The sequence below is a fragment of the Alsobacter sp. P4_H11 genome, assembly GCF_056400925.1.
Genome location: NZ_JBFUKI010000001.1, coordinates 578,283 through 595,527, shown reverse-complemented (window position 1 = coordinate 595,527; position 17,245 = coordinate 578,283). Strand labels below are relative to the sequence as shown.

Annotated in this window: 16 protein-coding genes; 9 read left to right on the top strand and 7 right to left on the bottom strand. The window is 68.2% G+C overall.

The annotated features are described in order from the left end of the window. Positions 1–14: 14 nt before the first annotated feature. Together lptG and lptF are read right to left on the bottom strand one after the other, a co-directional pair. Positions 15–1,100, bottom strand: a complete 1,086-nt coding sequence (lptG, locus tag AC1DSZ_RS02710) for an LPS export ABC transporter permease LptG (RefSeq protein WP_476836841.1) — start codon at positions 1,098–1,100, stop codon at positions 15–17. 5 nt (positions 1,101–1,105) lie between these two features. Next, on the bottom strand, positions 1,106–2,254 hold the full coding sequence (gene lptF, locus AC1DSZ_RS02705; RefSeq protein WP_476836840.1) for an LPS export ABC transporter permease LptF: 1,149 nt from the start codon (positions 2,252–2,254) through the stop codon (positions 1,106–1,108). Positions 2,255–2,564: 310 nt separating this feature from the next. On the opposite strand from lptF, the gene AC1DSZ_RS02700 reads away from it, so the two are divergent. Then, on the top strand, positions 2,565–4,085 hold the full coding sequence (locus AC1DSZ_RS02700; protein ID WP_476836839.1) for a leucyl aminopeptidase: 1,521 nt from the start codon (positions 2,565–2,567) through the stop codon (positions 4,083–4,085). Here the strand turns inward: AC1DSZ_RS02700 and AC1DSZ_RS02695 are convergent. After that, positions 4,082–4,504: a PaaI family thioesterase gene (locus tag AC1DSZ_RS02695; RefSeq protein WP_476836838.1), complete on the bottom strand. Its 423-nt coding sequence runs from the start codon at positions 4,502–4,504 to the stop codon at positions 4,082–4,084. The two genes, AC1DSZ_RS02700 and AC1DSZ_RS02695, sit on opposite strands and share 4 nt — an antisense overlap. Before the next feature lie 115 nt (positions 4,505–4,619). Here AC1DSZ_RS02695 and AC1DSZ_RS02690 point away from each other — a divergent pair, with 115 nt between their 5' ends. After that, positions 4,620–5,072: a DNA polymerase III subunit chi gene (locus AC1DSZ_RS02690; RefSeq protein ID WP_476836837.1), complete on the top strand. Its 453-nt coding sequence runs from the start codon at positions 4,620–4,622 to the stop codon at positions 5,070–5,072. Next, a complete protein-coding gene (locus tag AC1DSZ_RS02685) occupies positions 5,069–5,485 on the top strand; it encodes a hypothetical protein (RefSeq protein ID WP_476836836.1) in 417 nt (138 codons plus the stop codon). Before AC1DSZ_RS02690 ends, AC1DSZ_RS02685 begins: the two co-directional genes overlap by 4 nt. A 14-nt stretch (positions 5,486–5,499) precedes the next feature. Here AC1DSZ_RS02685 and AC1DSZ_RS02680 read toward each other — a convergent pair whose 3' ends face one another. Beyond that, positions 5,500–6,369, bottom strand: coding sequence for an ATP-binding protein (locus tag AC1DSZ_RS02680; RefSeq protein ID WP_476836835.1), 870 nt, complete (start codon positions 6,367–6,369; stop codon positions 5,500–5,502). Between the two features lie 305 nt (positions 6,370–6,674). Between AC1DSZ_RS02680 and yajC the strand changes: the two genes are divergently transcribed. From yajC to AC1DSZ_RS02655, 5 genes are all read left to right on the top strand, one after another. Beyond that, positions 6,675–7,007 carry a preprotein translocase subunit YajC gene (gene yajC, locus AC1DSZ_RS02675; RefSeq protein WP_476836834.1) on the top strand — a complete coding sequence of 111 codons (333 nt, stop codon included), beginning with the start codon at positions 6,675–6,677 and terminating at the stop codon, positions 7,005–7,007. Between the two features lie 120 nt (positions 7,008–7,127). Continuing rightward, positions 7,128–8,741, top strand: a complete 1,614-nt coding sequence (gene secD, locus AC1DSZ_RS02670; protein ID WP_476836833.1) for a protein translocase subunit SecD — start codon at positions 7,128–7,130, stop codon at positions 8,739–8,741. 15 nt (positions 8,742–8,756) lie between these two features. Then, the gene (gene secF, locus AC1DSZ_RS02665) at positions 8,757–9,767 is read left to right on the top strand and encodes a protein translocase subunit SecF (protein ID WP_476836832.1); all 1,011 of its coding nucleotides are present in this window, start codon (positions 8,757–8,759) and stop codon (positions 9,765–9,767) included. Next, a complete protein-coding gene (locus tag AC1DSZ_RS02660; RefSeq protein ID WP_476836831.1) occupies positions 9,764–10,150 on the top strand; it encodes an Mth938-like domain-containing protein in 387 nt (128 codons plus the stop codon). The genes secF and AC1DSZ_RS02660 overlap by 4 nt, the downstream gene beginning before the upstream one ends. A 1-nt stretch (position 10,151) precedes the next feature. Next, the gene (locus AC1DSZ_RS02655) at positions 10,152–11,021 is read left to right on the top strand and encodes a phytoene/squalene synthase family protein (RefSeq protein ID WP_476836830.1); all 870 of its coding nucleotides are present in this window, start codon (positions 10,152–10,154) and stop codon (positions 11,019–11,021) included. A 19-nt stretch (positions 11,022–11,040) separates the two neighbouring features. Here AC1DSZ_RS02655 and trmFO read toward each other — a convergent pair whose 3' ends face one another. From trmFO to uvrA, 3 genes are all read right to left on the bottom strand, one after another. Then, the gene (gene trmFO / locus AC1DSZ_RS02650) at positions 11,041–12,468 is read right to left on the bottom strand and encodes a methylenetetrahydrofolate--tRNA-(uracil(54)-C(5))-methyltransferase (FADH(2)-oxidizing) TrmFO (RefSeq protein ID WP_476836829.1); all 1,428 of its coding nucleotides are present in this window, start codon (positions 12,466–12,468) and stop codon (positions 11,041–11,043) included. A 189-nt stretch (positions 12,469–12,657) separates the two neighbouring features. Continuing rightward, positions 12,658–12,819, bottom strand: coding sequence for a DUF1127 domain-containing protein (locus AC1DSZ_RS02645; protein ID WP_406858345.1), 162 nt, complete (start codon positions 12,817–12,819; stop codon positions 12,658–12,660). 575 nt (positions 12,820–13,394) lie between these two features. Beyond that, entirely contained in the window at positions 13,395–16,337 is a 2,943-nt protein-coding gene (gene uvrA / locus AC1DSZ_RS02640; RefSeq protein ID WP_476836828.1) for an excinuclease ABC subunit UvrA, read from the bottom strand. Between the two features lie 363 nt (positions 16,338–16,700). Here uvrA and ssb point away from each other — a divergent pair, with 363 nt between their 5' ends. Next, on the top strand, positions 16,701–17,231 hold the full coding sequence (ssb, locus tag AC1DSZ_RS02635) for a single-stranded DNA-binding protein (RefSeq protein ID WP_476836827.1): 531 nt from the start codon (positions 16,701–16,703) through the stop codon (positions 17,229–17,231). The last annotated feature ends 14 nt before the right edge of the window (positions 17,232–17,245 follow it).

The window sequence follows — 17,245 nt, the reverse complement described above, 5'->3', positions numbered from 1 at the left end:
CGCACGGCCCGTCATCACCCGTCCTCTTGGTACAACAGAGCGAGCGTTCCGAGCAAACTCCCGACCACAGCTGGCGACCAAGCCGCAACCGTCGTCGAAAGCAGACCAGCGGCGCCGAGATCCTCGACCAAGTGGGTGACGACATAGAGCACGAAGCCTGCCGTCACGCCACCGAGAACCATCTTCGCCACACCACCAAACCTGAAAAATCTTAATGAAACGGATGCTGCGATCAGCGCCATTGCGATGAAGAGTAAAGGACGCGCTAGAAGCGATTGGAATTGCAAACGATATCGCGTCGCGTCCAAGCCTGCCGCCTCGGTCCTTTTCACCAGATTCGGCAGCTCCCAGAACGGAATTGTCTCCGCGGAAGTGAAGGAATTGCGGACCTGATCGGGCGTCAGACTGGTCGACAGATTGTAGGAAGCGAAGCTCTGTGGCTCCACGCCCACACCCGTCAGGCGGGCCTCAACCAACTCCCAGTAGCCATCGCGCAGAAGCGCCTCACGGGCCTCCACTCGGCTCTCGAACGAACCGTCCTTGGCGAACTCGAACACGGTGACGCGACTCAGCCGCGTGCCGGCGTCCATGGACCTGTCGGCGCGGATGATCGCCTGCCCGTCGAGGCTGCGCTGGCGAATCCAGAGCTCCTTTTCGGCCGTTGCCTTGGAGCGGCCGAGCTTGGAGGTCTCGACCTGGATCGCGCGCTCCTTCAGCTTCGCCGACACGGGGTTGTAGACCGTCGCGGCGAAGACGCCGATCGCCACCGCGACTCCGAGCGCGGGGGCCATGAACTGCCACACCGAAACTCCGGCGGCGCGCATCACCACCAGTTCGAGCTTGCGCGACAGGTTCAGCAGCGCCGCCATGGAGCCGAACAACACCGCGAAGGGAAGGATCTGCTCGGCCACCGCGGGCGTGCGAAACAACGCCAGCTCGGCCAGCAGGGCCGTGGAGAGGTCCACGACATCGCCGGTGCGACGGACGAGCTCGACGAAGTCCAGGGTGTAGATCAGCACGAACACGGTCACGAAGACGCCCGTGATCGTCCGGATGAACCGTCCGGCGAGATACCGTCCGAGCGTGGCGCCGATCATCATGTGCGTCAGCCCGCGGCCGCAGCGGTAGCGGCCGGCCGGCCGAAGCCGCGGCCGCGCCGCCCAAGCCGCAGCTCCGGCCCGAACGTCGCCGCAAGCCCGCCCAGGAAGCCCAGCGCCGGGATCACGTAGGCGAGGGGCGCCGCCCACGGCGAGCGCGCGATCAGGCTCGAGGCCGCGAAGCCGGCGATGCGCAGCAGGCCCACGGTGACGATGGCGGCGCCGATCGCCGCGCCGCGACCCTGGCGCGTGGTGCGCGGGGTGCCGAGCGCCGCGAAGGCGATCGCCATCATGGCCAGGCAGTAGAGCGGCCCCGAGAAGCGGTCGTGCAATTCGGTGCGGAAACGGCCGGCGGTGCCGGGCATCTGGTAGTAGGCCTCGGTGACGTTGGGATTGAGCAGCGCCCAGGTGCTGCGCTCGCGCGGCTTGTAGGTCGGCGTTTCGCCGTCCGCGCCGAACTGGCTCAGATCGATCGCGTAGCGCTGGAACACCACGATCGCGGGGTCCGCGGAGCCCGGCTGCTCGCGCTGCACGCTGCCCTGTTCGAGCACGAGATAGGGCGAGCCGTTGATGTCCAGCGTCTGGCCGCGCTCGGCGATGTAGACGGCAGGCTTCGTCTTGTCGCGCCGATCCTGCATGAAGATGCCCAGCAGGGCGTCGCCGGCGCGCTCGCGGTAGTGGAACGTGATGCCGAGGTCGAGCGTGGTGAACTGCCCTTCCTTGACGATGTTGGTGACGAAGTCGGCCCGGACGCTGGTGATCAGGTCCCGAAGAGCCCGAAAGCTCGCCGGCATCGCCCAGGTCGTCATGACGCCGACCAGGAGGGTGACGATCAGGGTCAGGATCAGCAGCGGCCGCATGATGCGCCCCGGCGGGGCGCCCGCCGCGCTCATGACGATGAGCTCCGAATCTCCGTTCAGCTTGTTGAGCGCGTAGACCACCGCGATGAAGAGCGCGACCGGCGCGATGATCGCCACGAGCGCCGGCAGCGAAAGGCTGGTGACGGTAAGGAAGGTCAGGATCGTCTGCCCCTTGCCGGTCACCAGATCGACCTCGCGCAGCGCCTGCGTGATCCAGATCACGCCGGTCAAGCTCAGCACCGTCGCCAGAAAGGCGACGTAGGCGATCCGGAAGATGTAGCGATCGAGCAGGCTCATGCGGGGGTTCGGCAATGATTGTGCGACAGCGGTAAAGCCTCCGCCCTGTTCGGGCAAGCGGAGCGGGGCGTTGGAGGCCGCAGGTGCATCACGATCCGGGCGCCCTCAAGGCGAGCGTGGCCAATCTGCCGCGGCATCGGGGCGCGGATCGTTGGCGAGAAGCCACCATAGTCGGCGCCATGGTGCGCCGCACGCCGCCTGCTACTCCGCATGGGGAGGGCGGCCGGCTCAGGCGATCGCTGGCGCGGCGCGGCGCAAGCCGCTAAGACGCTGAACGATCTCTGATCCATCTTCTTCCCGGAGCCGCTGCATGTCCGAGCGCCTGAAAGTCTCCTTCGCCGACGCGAGCCTGCCCGCATCGGGAGCCATCGTGGTTCTCGTCGGCGACGACCTGGCGCTTCCCGCCGCGGTGCGCGACCTGATCGGCGACGTTGCGGCCGACGCGGTGACGCGGGCCGCCGCCGCCGAGAACTTCAAGGGCAAGACCGGGAGCGGCTTTTCGGTGCTGGTTCCGGCCGGCCTGCAGGCGGCCCGCCTGGTGGTTGTGGGCGTGGGCGCCTCGTCCGACCGCGCCACGGCTGATTTCGTGACGCTCGGCGGCTCGATCCTTGGCCGCATCGGCCACGCCAAGACCGTCACCGTGCTGTTTCATGACGCGCCGGAGGGACTGCGCCACGATGCGGACGCGGCCGCCGACATCGCGCTCGGCATGGCGATGCGCGCCTATGCGTTCGAGAAGTACAAGACCAAGAAGCAGGACAAGGACGAAGGCGCGCGCGAGGTCGACGCCGTGATCGCGGTTGCGGATCCCAAGGCCGCCGCCAAGGCCCACCGCTCGCGCCAGGCCGTCGCCGAGGGTGTCGTGATCGCCCGCAATCTCGTGAACGAGCCGCCGAACGTGCTCGACCCCGAGGAGTTCGCGCGCCGCGCCGCTCACCTGGAGAAGCTGGGCGTCGAGGTGGAAATCCTCGACGAGAAGAAGCTCGACAAGATCGGCATGCGGGCGTTGCTGGCTGTGGGGCAGGGCTCCGCCAAGGAGAGCCGCGTCGTCATCATGCGCTGGAACGGCGCCAAGGGCGGCAAGGGCAAGGACGCCAAGGACAAGCCGATCGCCTTCGTGGGCAAGGGCGTGTGCTTCGACACTGGCGGCATCTCGATCAAGCCGGCGGGCGGCATGGAGGACATGAAGGGCGACATGGCGGGCGCGGCCTGCGTGGTCGGCCTCATGCACGCGCTCGCGTCGCGCAAGGCCAAGGTGAACGTGATCGGGGCGATCGGCCTCGTCGAGAACATGCCTGACGGCGCGGCGCAGCGGCCGGGCGACATCGTGACCTCGCTGTCGGGCCAGACCATCGAGATCATCAACACGGACGCCGAGGGCCGGCTCGTGCTCGCCGACGTGCTCTGGTACGTGCAGGACCGCTTCAAGCCGGCCTTCATGGTCGACCTCGCGACCCTGACGGGCGCGGTGCTGGTGGCGCTCGGGCAGGAGAACGCCGGGATGTTCTCCAACAACGACGAGCTCGCCGAGCGCCTCGCCGCCGCCTCCAAGGCGACCGGCGAGGGCGTGTGGCGGCTCCCGCTCTCGGCGGCCTACGACAAGATCATCGACAGCAAGTTCGCGGACGTGAAGAACTCGGGTGGCCGCCATGCCGGCTCCATCACGGCCGCGCAGTTCCTGAAGCGCTTCGTGAACGATACGCCCTGGGCGCATCTGGACGTCGCCGGCACCGCCATGGGCTCGCCGCAGACCGAGATCAACCGGGGCTGGGCGTCCGGCTGGGGCGTGCGGCTGCTGGACCGGCTGGTGTCGGATCACTACGAGGGCTAGCGCTCGTCCAGCATCTTCCAGACGCCCTCGGCGCTCAGGATGATGCGGTCGTCGACCTGCAGGAGGCCGCGCACGAAGACCATCGTGCGCGTCAGCCGCAGCACCTCGGTATGCGATTCGACGAACTCGCCGACCTGCGCCGACGAGATGAACTGGCTGGTCAGCTGGATGGTGACCTGCCGGCGCCCGCCATTGGCGATCAGCGACGTGATGCCGAGCGATTCGTCGGCCAGCGACAGCAGCAAACCGCCATGCACGACGCCGAAGCGGTTGGCGTGCCGCGCATCCGTGAGCATGCCGAAGCGCTTCTGATCGCCGTCAATGCGCGACCACAGCGGCCCGATATGGTTGCGATAGCCGTCGCCGGGCTCAATGGCCCAGCCTGCCTGTTCGAGTTCCTGCACGCGCGCGTTGGTCATCCGCTTCCCCGGCTCGATGGTCCCGCAGCCTAGCGCCGGCGCGCCCGACGGCAACCGACTCGCCGGGAGGGGCCGCAACCGTGTAGACCGGAAAGCCCAACCACGCAGGACCCCGATGGCGGAGATCCTCTTCTACCACCTCCAGCGCCAGAACCTGGACGCCGTGCTGCCCGGGCTGCTGGAGCGCAGCCTCGCGCGCGGCTGGCGCGCGGCCGTGCAGACCTCCGGGCCCGAGCGGGCGGCGGCCCTGGACGATCTCCTGTGGACCTATTCGGAGGAGAGCTTCCTGCCGCACGGGCTGGAAAGCGAGCCCTCCGCGGCGGCCGAGCCGATCGTCCTCACCACCGGCGAAGCCAACCCGAACGGCGCCCAGGTGCGCTTTCTGGTGGACGGCGCCGCAATTCCGCCGGATGCGGCGGCTTATCAGCGCCTCGTCCTGATCTTCGACGGGCGAGACGACGAGGCGGTCGCGGCGGCGCGGGTCGCCTGGAAGAACCTGCGCGGGCAGGATCACCAGACCAGCTATTGGCAACAGAGCGACGAAGGTCGCTGGGAGAAAAAGGCATGATGGATGCGGCGCGGGCCGGCTGGCCCGCTGGACGAGCGCTCGCGGCCCCGGTTGTCGCGACGGCCCTCGCCATCGTGCTCTCGGGCTGTGCGGTGGAGGTCGGCGGCTTCATGAACGACAAGAGCGCGCTCGCTCGCGTCGCCACCACGGAGGCCGTGGTGGGCGAGGACGGCCGCTGCACGGCTGACCTGTCGATCGATCCGTCCAAGTTCCGGGGCCGCGAGGGTCAGGGCCTCATCGGCGTCACCGAATGCGAGCTCGTGGCGCTCAAGGGCGAGCCGCTCAGCGTCCAGACGGGCTCCAGCCCGCGCGCCAAGCGCGAGACCACGATCCTCTACATGGAGCCGACCGGAAAGGCGCTCTACCTTTTCGCCGACAACCGCCTCGTGCAGGTGGTGCGCGCCGGCGCCTGATTGGGAGGGTCGCCTCAGAGCTGCTGCTCGAGCCGCCCGGCCAGGTCCTGGATGAACTGCCAGGCGGTGCGGCCCGAGCGCGACGCGCGGGTGATGGACCATTCCAGCGCATCGTGGTGCATGGCGTCGCGATCCGCCACCGCGAGGCCAAAATGGTCCGCGTAGCCGTCCACCATGGCGAGGAATTCGTCCTGGCTGCATTTGTGGAAGCCCAGCCAGAGCCCGAAGCGATCCGACAGCGAGATCTTCTCCTCGATCGCTTCGCCGGGGTTCACGGCGGTGGAGCGCTCATTGTCCATCATGTCGCGCGGCAGCAGGTGGCGGCGGTTGGACGTGGCGTAGAACACTACGTTGTCCGGCCGCCCCTCGATGCCGCCTTCCAGCACGGCCTTCAGCGACTTGTAGGACGTGTCGTCGCCATCGAACGAGAGGTCGTCGCAGAACACCACGAAGCGAAATGCGGCGCCGCGCACCATCTCCATCAAGAGCGGCAGGCTGTCGATGTCCTCGCGGTGGATCTCGATCAGCTTCAGCGCCGACTGCCCGGCCGGGCGGGTGGCGTTGACCTGCGCGTGGGCGGCCTTCACCAGCGACGACTTGCCCATGCCGCGCGCGCCCCACAGCAGGGCGTTGTTGGCCGGTAGGCCGCGGGCGAAGCGCGACGTGTTCTCGAGCAACGTGTCGCGGGCGCGATCGATTCCCTTCAGGAGCACGATGTCGACCCGGTTCACCTTCGGCACCGGCATTAGACCTGCCGGGGAGGGCCACCACACGAAGGCGTCTGCGGCGGCGAAATCCGGCGTCTCGGCCCGGGGCGGCGCCATGCGCTCCAGCGCGTCCGCGATGCGGGCCAGGAGTGCGTCGGAAGGCGTGAGGGCGGACATGGCGGCTTTCTTCAGGGTTCAGACGGCGCGATGTGCTTAGCGAAGTCGGGTTGGGCTGTCACGCCTCGCCCAAAAGCCTGGACCGCGACCTTGGACCGCGAGCCTCCAGGCTCGCATGCGATGGCGCCGGAAGCAGCGAGCCTGGAGGCTCGCGGTCCAAGGCCTGCGGTCCCCATGTCTGCGATGCGCCGCCGCTTGCGGCGTTATTGCTTTCTCCAAGCCCGTGGCTATAGTCCGCCCACTTTTTCCGGCTCCCCCCGCGACCGCGGGACGTGGGGCCTTTTCCCCATGCGGAGGTTCTCCCCGTGATCACGCCAGCATTCGCCCAGACCGCCGGAGCTTCGGCGGGCGGCATGGACATGATCGTCCAGCTCGTTCCGTTTCTGCTGATTTTCGTGATCATGTACTTCCTGATCATCCGGCCGCAGCAGCGCCGCGCCAAGGAGCATCAGGATCTCCTGAAGAACGTGCGCCGTGGCGACACCGTGGTGCTCAACGGCGGGCTGATCGGCCGTGTCACCAAGGCCGGCGACGAGCCCGAGATGGAAATCGAGATCGCGGACGGCGTGCGCGTGCGCGCCGTGAAGTCGATGATCGCCGAGGTCCGCGCCAAGGGCGAGCCCGTCAAGGCCGCCTGATTCGACGCGCCCCGGCGCCTCCGCGGCGCCGATTTTGACTGACATGGTGGCGCTATCGGCCTGGAGTGCTTAGCTCCGGGTCCATGGCGCCGATGAGCCGCGCAGGAACAACGACCGGATATGCTCCGCTTCTCACGAATGAAGACCTTCGGGGTCCTCCTCATCGCCGTGCTGGGCATCCTTTTCGCCCTGCCGAGCCTTTTGTCGCCGGACACCCGCAAGAGCATCGAGCAATCCATCCCTGGCTTCCTGCCGCGCTGGATCATCCCGCACCAGGCCATCGTGCTCGGGCTCGACCTGCAGGGCGGCTCGCACGTGCTGCTCGAGGTCGACACCCAGTCGGTGCTGCGCGGGCAGGTGAACACCCTGCGCGACGACGTCCGCCGCCTCCTGCGCGAAGAGAAGATCGCCCTGGCCGGCGGCATTGGCGTCCAGCCGCGCGGCGTCACCGTCCGGGTGGCCGACCAGGCCGAGCGCACGCGCCTGCTGCCGCGTCTTCGTGAACTGGCGGCGCCGGTCGGCAGCCTTTTCGGCCAGACCGGCTCGCAGAACGCGGTCGCGATCACCGAACAGCCCGATGGCCTGATCACCCTCGCGGTGACTGACGCGGGCGTGAACGAGCGCGTTCGCAAGGCCATCGACCAGGCCATCGAGGTTCTGCGCCGCCGCGTCGACGCGCTCGGCACCACGGAGCCGAACATCCAGCGCCAGGGCGTCGACCGCATTCTCGTGCAGGTCCCCGGCCTGCAGGACCCGCGCCGCCTGAAGGAGATCCTGGGCACCACCGCGCAGCTCGAATTCCGGCTCGTGGCCGATCCGGGCGCCCCTCCCGGCGATGTCGAGCAGTTGCCGTCTCAGGAAGACGGCGGCGCCTCCATGCCGGTCGAGAAGCGCGTGCTCGTGCAAGGTGAAGATCTGATCGACGCCCAGCCGGGCTTCGACCAGCGCACCGGCGAGCCGATCGTCAACTTCAAGTTCAACATCCGCGGCGCGCAGCGCTTCGGGCAGGTGACGACCGAGAATGTCGGCCGGCCCTTCGCGATCGTGCTCGACAAGAAGGTGATTTCGGCGCCGCGCATCCTGCAGCCGATCACGGGCGGGCAGGGGCAGATCTCCGGCCGCTTCACCGTCGAGGCCGCCAACAACCTCGCCATCCTGCTGCGCGCGGGCGCTCTGCCGGCGCCGCTCACCATCGTGGAGGAGCGTACCGTCGGCCCGGGCCTCGGGCAGGACTCCATCGACGCCGGCAAGAAGGCCTCCTACGTGGCCACGGTGCTGGTCGTCGGCTTCATGTTCGTCAGCTACGGGCTGTTCGGCCTCTTCGCGAATATCGCGCTCGCCGTGCACGTGATCCTGATCTTCGCCCTGATGGCGCTGGTGGGCTCCACGCTGACGTTGCCCGGCATCGCCGGCATCGTGCTGACGATCGGGACCGCGGTGGACTCCAACGTGCTGATCTATGAGCGCATCCGCGAGGAGGCGCGCGCCGGGCGCTCGATGATCTCGGCGCTTGAGGCGGGCTTCCAGCGCGCCTTCGCGACCATCATCGACTCCAACGTCACCATGTTCATCGCCGCCGCGATCCTGTTTTTCCTGGGCTCCGGCCCCGTGAAGGGCTTTGCGGTGACGCTCATCCTCGGCATCGTCACAACCGTGGTCACGGCCGTCACGATGACGCGCATGATGATCGCCCTGTGGTACCGCTCGGCCAAGCCGACCAAGCTGCCGTTCTGACGCAGGAAAACAGCCATGAAACTTCTGCGCATCATCCCGGACGACACCAAGTTCCCGTTCATGAGCTTCCGGCGGGTCAGTTTCCCGTTCTCGGCGCTCCTGTCGGTCGTGGCCGTGCTCTGCTTCTTTTTCGTCAACATGAATTTCGGCATCGACTTCACGGGCGGCACGCTCATCGAGATGCAGGCCAAGAACGGCAAGTCGGACATCGCCCAGGTCCGCGAGGCCGCGCACGGTCTCTCGGTGGGCGAGGTCGAGGTCCAGGAATTTGGTGAAAAGGGCGACGTTTCGATCCGCTTCGGCCTCCAGCCCGGCGCGACCCAGCAGGATCGCGAAAAGGCACAGCAGGCCGCGCAGGAGCGCGTCCGCACGACCTTCGAGAAAGACTATGATTTCCGCCGCGTCGAGGTGGTGGGTCCGCGCGTCTCGGGCGAGCTGGTGCAGTCCGGCACGCTCGGCGTTGTCCTCTCCATCGTGGGCGTGCTGATCTACCTTTGGTTCCGCTTCGAGTGGGAATTCGCGGTCGGCGCCGTGATCGCGACGCTGCACGACCTCGTGCTGACGATCGGGTTCTTCGCGATCACGCAGCTCGAATTCAACATGACGTCGATCGCCGCGATCCTGACCATCGTCGGCTACTCGCTGAACGACACCGTGGTGGTGTTCGACCGCATCCGTGAATTGCTGCGGCGCTACAAGAAGATGCCGGTGGAGCAGCTGCTCGACCTCGCCATCAACACCACCCTGTCGCGCACGATCATGACGTCGGTGACCACCACGCTGGCGCTGCTCGCGCTGGTGCTGTTCGGCGGCCAGGTGATCGCCAGCTTCTCGTGGGCGATGATCTTCGGCGTGGTGATCGGCACCTACTCGTCGATCTTCATCGCCGCGCCGGTGCTGATCTATCTCGGCCTGAAGGTGGGCGCCGAGTCGGCCATCGCGGCCGGCCACGACGCCGCGCCGGCCGCCAAGACCGCGGCCGCCAAGCCGCGCGTGCGCGGCCCGGCCGAGCGCCCGGCGCAATGAGCGGCGGCGCCCGCTACGAGGGGTTCGTCCCCGGGCGCCACCTGATCGACGCCTATGGCAATGGCGGGTTTCGCTTCGCCGAAATGTCGCATCGCGGCTCAATCCTGGCCTTGCCCTCGGGCGTCCGGGCCTGGGAGGTGACCGCGCCGGCGCAGTTCACCACCAGCGCGTTCGAGGCCGTGTTCGCCGAGGCGCAGCCGCCCGAAGTGCTTCTGATCGGCTGCGGCGCCGAGATCGCGGCGCTGCCGGAGCGCGTCCGCTGGCGGTTCAAGGAAGCGCGCATCCGCATCGACGTGATGCAGACCGGCGCGGCCGCGCGCACCTACAACATCATGTTGGCTGAGAACCGCAGCGTCGGCGCCGCGCTGATCGCGGTCGCCTGAGATGGCGGAGGAGCCGGCGCCCGCAAACCGCGACGGCGCCCCGGGCGACGCCGTCGCCGAGCTGGTGCGCAGGGCGGACCGCGACCGTTACCTCGCCACCCTGTTCGCGTCCGACGCGCACCGGCCGGCGTTGCTGGCGCTCTACGCCTTCAGCGCCGAAGTGAGCCGCGTCCGCGATGTCGTGTCGGAGCCCCTGCCGGGCGAGATGCGGCTGCAGTTCTGGCGCGACCTGATCGAGGGCGACAGCCTGGCGAGCAGCGGCCACCCCGTCGCACAGGCGCTCGGGGCCGCGATCACCCGCTATGCGCTGCCCCGCAAGGCCTTGCTGGACCTGATCGAGGCCCGCACCTTCGACCTTTACGACGACCCCATGCCGTCCGTGGCCGACCTGGAAGGCTATTGCGGCGAGACTTCCTCCGCCCTGATCCGGCTCGCCAGCATCATCCTGGCCGAGGGGCGCGACCCCGGCGGCGCCGACGCCGTCGGGCATGGCGGCGTCGCCTATGCGCTGACCGGCATCCTGCGCGCGTTGCCCTGGGCGACAGGACGGGGCCAGGTGTTCCTGCCCGTGGACGTCATGAACCGGCACGGCCTCTCGCGCGAGGCGCTGCTCGCCCGGCAGGTCGGCGAGCCGCTGCGCGCTGTGCTGGCCGACCTGCGCGCGCTGGCGCGCCGGCATCTGGAGGCCGCGCGCGCGGCGTCGCCCGGGGCGAGTCCGGCCGTGCGCCTCGCCATGCTGCCGGTCACGCTCGTGGAACCGTATCTGGCCGAGCTGGAGCGCGCCGCCGCCGATCCGTTCAGGACGCCGGCGGAGATTTCTCCGTTGCGCCGCATCTGGACGCTCTGGCGCGCATCGCGCCAGGCCCGCTGAGCGGGACGCCGCCGCCGACCTATTCGGCCGCGACTCGACCCTGCTCCTGCGCGCTGGCCCAAATCTCCATCACGCCCCGCGCCCGGTCGGTGATCGCCATCTTGCGCGCCACGGACTTGGCCGGACCGCGGAGCCGCTTGCCGTCCTCGCTCTTGGGCGCTTCGGCCAGCGGCGGGAAGAGGCCGAAATTGACGTTCATCGGCTGGAACGAGCGCGGCCCCTCGTCGATGGTCGCGATGTGGCCGCCCGTGATGTGGTTCAGCAGGGCCCCCATCGCGGTTTCGGGCGGAGGCGGCGCGAGCTCGGCGCCGAGGCGCTCGGCGGCGGCGAGCCGGCCGGCGAGCAGGCCCATGGCGGCGCTTTCCACATAGCCCTCGCAGCCCGTGATCTGCCCGGCGAAGCGCAGGCGCGGCATGGCCTTGAGGCGCAGCGTCCTGTCGAGCACCTGCGGCGAGTTCAGGTAGGTGTTGCGATGCAGGCCGCCGAGGCGGGCGAACTCGGCAATTTCGAGCCCCGGGATCGTGCGAAACAGCGCGACTTGGGCCGCATGCTTCAGCTTCGTCTGGAAGCCCACCATGTTGTAGAGCGTGCCCAGCGCGTTGTCCTGGCGCAGCTGCACCACCGCATAGGCCTTTGCGTCCGCGCCTTCCTTGTGCGGATTGGTGAGGCCGAACGGCTTCATCGGCCCATGCCGGAGCGTCTCGGCGCCGCGCTCGGCCATCACCTCGATCGGCAGGCACCCGTCGAAGTAGGGGGTGTTGCTCTCCCACTCCTTGAACGAGGTCTTTTCGCCCGAGACCAGCCCTTCCACGAAGGCCGCGTACTGGTCGCGCGTCATCGGGCAATTGATGTAGTCGGCGCCGGTGCCGCCCGGGCCAGCCTTGTCGTAGCGCGACTGGAACCACGCCACGTCCATGTCGATGCTGTCGCGGTGCACGATGGGGGCGATCGCGTCGAAGAAGGCCAGCGCGCTCTCTCCCGTAAGCTGCAGGATGGCTTCGGCCAGGGCCGGCGAGGTGAGGGGGCCGGTGGCGATGATCACCGAATCCCAGTCGGCCGGCGGCAGGCCGGCGACTTCGGCGCGCTCGATGGTGATCAGCGGATGCGCCTCGAGCGCTGCGGTGACGGCGGCCGCAAAGCCGTCGCGGTCGACCGCGAGCGCGCCGCCGGCCGGCACCTGGTTGGCGTCGCCGCAGCGCATGATCACCGAGTCGAGCCGGCGCATCTCGGCATGGAGCAGGCCGACCGCGTTGGTGCGGGCGTCGTCCGACCGGAACGAGTTGGAGCACACGAGCTCGGCCAGGCTGTCGGTCTTGTGAGCGTCGGTGCCGCGCACGGGCCGCATCTCGTGCAGCACAACGGGCACGCCCGCGCTGGCGATTTGCCAGGCGGCTTCAGAACCGGCGAGGCCGCCGCCGACGATGTGAATGGGGGAGAGCTTGCTCATGCGGCGGAACCTAGGGGCCGCGTCCCGGCGGCGCAATGGGCGCGGGGGCCTGAAACGCAAAACGCCCGCCGGGAGGGGCGGGCGCTGCGCTCAGGAGGGAGGCCGGGGAGGGGATCGGCCAGGCTCCGAGACGGTGTTGGCAGGTTCTTCGGCGAAACGCAGTACTGGTCGCCGATCCTGCGCAGAGCGTTACGCCTTGACGGCGTGCTTCTTGGCGATGAAGCGGATGTCGCCGCGCGAAATGCCGAGATCGCTCAGGTCGCGATCGGTCAGCTGCGACAGCTCGCGGACGGTGTTGCGATAGCGAGCCCAGTTGCGGAGACGCTTGGAAATGGTGTTGACGGTCAGCATGGCTTTGTTCCTGTGCAGTGCGGTAAGGCGCGGAGCTGTCAGGAGAAAGTAGCGGTCCCGGCGGCTCGTCGCGTCAGCGATTTGCTGCACCGCATATACGTCCGGCCGCCATGCTCCGCCATGGGGGCTGCAACATGCCCGACCCTCTGTCAACGCATGGCAATGAGAGGAATCGTTAAGAGATGCGCGACTGGCGCATGGCATAAAAGTGGCGCTCAAGCCGGGTATTTGGGCGCTTGTTGGTGAAATATTGCGCTGTTGGGGCGAATCTCGCCTTCGACGTGCAGGCACAGTTGCGCGGTGCGGTGCAACACGGTGAATAAAGGCTTGCCCTAACGCCTGCATCGCCAGCCCCGGCCGGCTGACGCATGGCCGCGAAGATCCGGGCATGATGAAGAAAGTGTTGCACGCCCGCGGGCCCCGGGGGCGGCGCTACGGACCGCGAGCCTTCAGGCTCGCTTGGGTGCGGCGGAAGGCGAGCCCAAGGAATGGAGATCCGGGCGAGCCTAAAGGCTCGCGGTCCGGGAGGCTCGCGGTCCGGGGGGCGAGCCTGAAGGCTCGCTGCCCAAAAGCGCCTACTCGGCCGCCTGCTTGGCGGCCTTCAACGGCCTGCGGGCCAGTACTTCCTTCAGGAAGCGTCCGGTGTGGCTGGCCGCGACCTTTACGACGTCCTCGGGCCGGCCCTGCGCGACGATCACGCCGCCTCCGTCGCCGCCTTCGGGACCGAGGTCAATCACCCAGTCGGCAGTCTTGATGACCTCGAGATTGTGCTCGATCACCACCACGCTGTTGCCCTGGTCGACGAGCTCGTGCAGCACCTCGAGCAGCTTGGCGACGTCGTGGAAATGCAGCCCGGTCGTGGGCTCGTCCAGGATGTAGAGCGTGCGGCCCGTGGAGCGGCGCGACAGCTCCTTGGAGAGCTTGACGCGCTGGGCTTCGCCGCCGGACAGCGTGGTGGCCTGCTGGCCGACCTTGACGTAGTCGAGCCCGACGCGGGTGAGCGTCTCCATCTTCTCGCGAATCGAGGGCACCGCCTTGAACAGCTCGCCGGCCTCCTCGACGGTCATGTCGAGCACGTCGGCGATGGACTTCTCGCGGTACTTAACCTCCAGCGTCTCGCGGTCGTAGCGCTTGCCCTTGCAGACGTCGCAGGTGACGTAGACGTCCGGCAGGAAGTGCATCTCGATCTTGATGACGCCGTCGCCCTGGCAGGCCTCGCAGCGGCCGCCCTTGACGTTGAACGAGAAGCGGCCCGGCATGTAGCCGCGCGCCTTGGCCTCCGGCAGCGCCGCGAACCACTCGCGGATCGGAGTGAACGCGCCCGTATAGGTCGCCGGGTTCGACCGCGGCGTGCGCCCGATGGGCGATTGGTCGATGTCGATCACCTTGTCGAGGTGCTCCAGCCCCTCGATGGTGTCGAACGGCGCGGGATGCTCCAGCGCGCCGTTGAGGCGCCGGGCCACGGCCTTGTAGAGCGTGTCGATGACGAGGGTGGACTTGCCGCCGCCGGACACGCCCGTCACGCAGGTGAAGGTGCCGAGCGGGATCTCGGCGGTGACGTCCTTCAAATTGTTGCCGCGCGCGCCCGTGATCTTGAGCATGCGGCCCTTCTGGGGCTTGCGGCGCTTGGGCGGCACCGGCACGGCCATCTCGCCCTTCAGGTACTTGCCGGTGAGCGAGTTCTTGTCCGCCAGCACGTCGGCGGGCGTGCCCTGGCTGACGATGCGGCCGCCATGGATGCCCGCGCCGGGCCCGACATCGACCACGTAGTCGGCCTGCAGGATGGCGTCCTCGTCGTGCTCCACCACGATTACGCTGTTGCCGAGGTCGCGCAGGCGCTTCAGCGTCTGCAGCAGACGCTCGTTGTCTCGCTGGTGCAGGCCGATGGAGGGCTCGTCCAGCACGTAGAGCACGCCGGTCAGCCCCGAGCCGATCTGCGACGCCAGCCGAATGCGCTGGCTCTCGCCGCCGGACAGCGTGCCGGAGGCGCGCGCGAGCGTCAGGTATTCAAGGCCGACGTCGAGCAGAAAGGTGAGCCGCTCGCGGATCTCCTTCAGGATGCGGCCGGCGATCTCGGTCTGCTTCTCGTTCAGGGTCTCGGGCAGCGCCCCGAACCACGCATGCGCGTCGCGCACGGAGAGCTGCGACACCTGCGCGATGTGCTGGCCGGAAAGCTTCACGGCCAGGGCCTCGGGCTTCAGCCGGTAGCCATTGCAGGCCGCGCAGGGCGTCTCGGACATGTAGCGCGAGATCTCGTCCCGGGCCCAGTCGCTCTCGGTCTCCTTGTAGCGGCGCTCCATGTTGCGGACGACGCCCTCGAAGGGCTTGCGCACCTCATAGGCGCGCAGGCCGTCGTCATAGGCGAAGCGCACGCTCTCGGAGCCGGTGCCATAAAGGATCGCGTTCTTGGCCTTCTCGGGCAGGTCCCGCCACTTCGTGGCGAGCTTGAAGCCGTAGTGATCGGCCATGGAGGCCAGCGTCTGGCCGTAATAGGGCGAGGTCGACTTGGCCCAGGGCGCAATGGCGCCGCCGCGCAGCGTCAGCGTCTCGTCGGGCACGATCAGCATGGGATCGACCGCCATCTCGTGGCCGATGCCGTCGCAGGTCGGGCAGGCCCCGAACGGATTGTTGAACGAGAACAGCCGCGGCTCGATCTCCGGGATCGTGAAGCCCGAAACCGGGCAGGCGAACTTGGACGAGAAGATGATGCGGCGCGCCTCGCCCTTGTCGTCCTTCTCGTCCGCGAACTCCATCACGGCGATGCCGTCGGCCAGCTCTAGCGCGGTCTCGAAGCTCTCGGCCAGGCGCGACGCGATGTCGGGGCGCACCACGAGGCGGTCCACCACCACGTCGATGTCGTGCTTGAACTTCTTGTCGAGCGCCGGCGCCTCGCCGATCTCGTGAAACTCGCCGTCGATCTTCACGCGCTGGAAGCCGCGCTTCAGGTACTCGGCCAATTCCTTGCGGTATTCGCCCTTGCGGCCGCGCACCACGGGCGCGAGCAGATAAAGGCGGGTCTTCTCAGGCAACGCCAGGACGCGGTCGACCATCTGCGACACGGTCTGGCTCTCGATCGGCAGGCCGGTCGCGGGCGAGATCGGCACGCCCACCCGAGCCCAGAGCAGGCGCATGTAGTCGTAGATCTCCGTGACGGTGCCGACCGTTGAGCGCGGATTCTTGGAGGTCGTCTTCTGCTCGATCGAGATCGCCGGCGAGAGCCCGTCGATCTGGTCGACGTCGGGCTTTTGCATCATCTCAAGGAACTGGCGCGCATAGGCCGAGAGGCTCTCGACATAGCGGCGCTGGCCCTCGGCGTAGATCGTGTCGAAGGCGAGCGACGACTTGCCGGAGCCGGACAGGCCCGTGAACACCACCAGCCGGTCGCGCGGGATCGTCAGGTCGACGTTCTTCAGATTGTGCTCGCGGGCGCCCCGGATCGCGATCACGCGCGAGTCCGCCTTGCGCGGGCCGCCCTGGCGCTCCTTGGCAGAGTTGAAGAAGTCGTCGATCGCGGCCATGCCGATTACCCTGCACACGAAAATCGATGCGCGCCGCCCGGGCCGTGGCCCGACGCCAACCGCGATCGCTGAAGGACTGAACGCCACATGTAGGGCGGCTCACGCTCGAACGACAGGGTCCGGAGAAACCCCGAGGGACCAATCTCCAACAACGCGTCAGCCGCGCCGCCCTTGAACCGTTAACGCAGACCTGCTAGGAACACAACAAGAACAAACGATGCGTGCGGCCGAATGCGCCAAGTTCTCGAGGCTCGGATGTGGATAACCGGGCCAAGGCGGGACCGGCCGGGCCGGATGGTTTAAGGTCGCGCCCAATCGGCGGGCGCGGAAGCTCGTACGCCCATTCTAGCGCAGGAGGCCCTCATGGCGGGCAGCGTCAATAAAGTGATCCTGGTCGGCAATCTGGGCCGTGACCCGGAAGTGCGTCGGCTTGGCTCGGGAGAGCCGGTCGTCAATTTCAGCGTCGCCACCTCGGAGACCTGGCGCGACAAGGCCAGCGGCGAGCGCAAGGAGCGCACCGAGTGGCACAATGTGGTGATCTTCAACGAGAACCTCGCCAAGATCGCCGAACAATACCTGAAGAAGGGCTCCAAGGTTTACCTCGAAGGCCAGCTCCAGAACCGCAAGTTCACGGACAAGACCGGGGCTGAACGCAGCACGACCGAAGTGGTGCTGCAGCGCTTCCGCGGCGAACTCACCCTGCTCGATGGCCGCGGCCAGGGCGGCGGCGCGGGCGCGGGCGAAGAAGACGGCGGCTATGGCGGCTCCTCCTCGGGCGGCTATGGCGGCGGCAGCCGCGGCGGCGACTTCGGACGTTCCTCGCCGATGGAGCGGCGGCCGGCCCCGGCCGGCGGCGGACGCTCGGCGGACCTTGACGACGACATCCCGTTCTAAGGGGTGGGGCGACG

Excerpts from the sequence above, each read along its gene's own strand:
- lptG (WP_476836841.1), bottom strand. The coding sequence starts at position 1,100 with ATGATGATCGGCGCCACGCTCGGACGGTATCTCGCCGGACGGTTCATC.
- lptF (WP_476836840.1), bottom strand. The coding sequence starts at position 2,254 with ATGAGCCTGCTCGATCGCTACATCTTCCGGATCGCCTACGTCGCCTTT.
- AC1DSZ_RS02700 (WP_476836839.1), top strand. The coding sequence starts at position 2,565 with ATGTCCGAGCGCCTGAAAGTCTCCTTCGCCGACGCGAGCCTGCCCGCA.
- AC1DSZ_RS02695 (WP_476836838.1), bottom strand. The coding sequence starts at position 4,504 with ATGACCAACGCGCGCGTGCAGGAACTCGAACAGGCAGGCTGGGCCATT.
- AC1DSZ_RS02690 (WP_476836837.1), top strand. The coding sequence starts at position 4,620 with ATGGCGGAGATCCTCTTCTACCACCTCCAGCGCCAGAACCTGGACGCC.
- AC1DSZ_RS02685 (WP_476836836.1), top strand. The coding sequence starts at position 5,069 with ATGATGGATGCGGCGCGGGCCGGCTGGCCCGCTGGACGAGCGCTCGCG.
- AC1DSZ_RS02680 (WP_476836835.1), bottom strand. The coding sequence starts at position 6,369 with ATGTCCGCCCTCACGCCTTCCGACGCACTCCTGGCCCGCATCGCGGAC.
- secD (WP_476836833.1), top strand. The coding sequence starts at position 7,128 with ATGCTCCGCTTCTCACGAATGAAGACCTTCGGGGTCCTCCTCATCGCC.
- secF (WP_476836832.1), top strand. The coding sequence starts at position 8,757 with ATGAAACTTCTGCGCATCATCCCGGACGACACCAAGTTCCCGTTCATG.
- AC1DSZ_RS02660 (WP_476836831.1), top strand. The coding sequence starts at position 9,764 with ATGAGCGGCGGCGCCCGCTACGAGGGGTTCGTCCCCGGGCGCCACCTG.
- AC1DSZ_RS02655 (WP_476836830.1), top strand. The coding sequence starts at position 10,152 with ATGGCGGAGGAGCCGGCGCCCGCAAACCGCGACGGCGCCCCGGGCGAC.
- trmFO (WP_476836829.1), bottom strand. The coding sequence starts at position 12,468 with ATGAGCAAGCTCTCCCCCATTCACATCGTCGGCGGCGGCCTCGCCGGT.
- AC1DSZ_RS02645 (WP_406858345.1), bottom strand. The coding sequence starts at position 12,819 with ATGCTGACCGTCAACACCATTTCCAAGCGTCTCCGCAACTGGGCTCGC.
- uvrA (WP_476836828.1), bottom strand. The coding sequence starts at position 16,337 with ATGGCCGCGATCGACGACTTCTTCAACTCTGCCAAGGAGCGCCAGGGC.
- ssb (WP_476836827.1), top strand. The coding sequence starts at position 16,701 with ATGGCGGGCAGCGTCAATAAAGTGATCCTGGTCGGCAATCTGGGCCGT.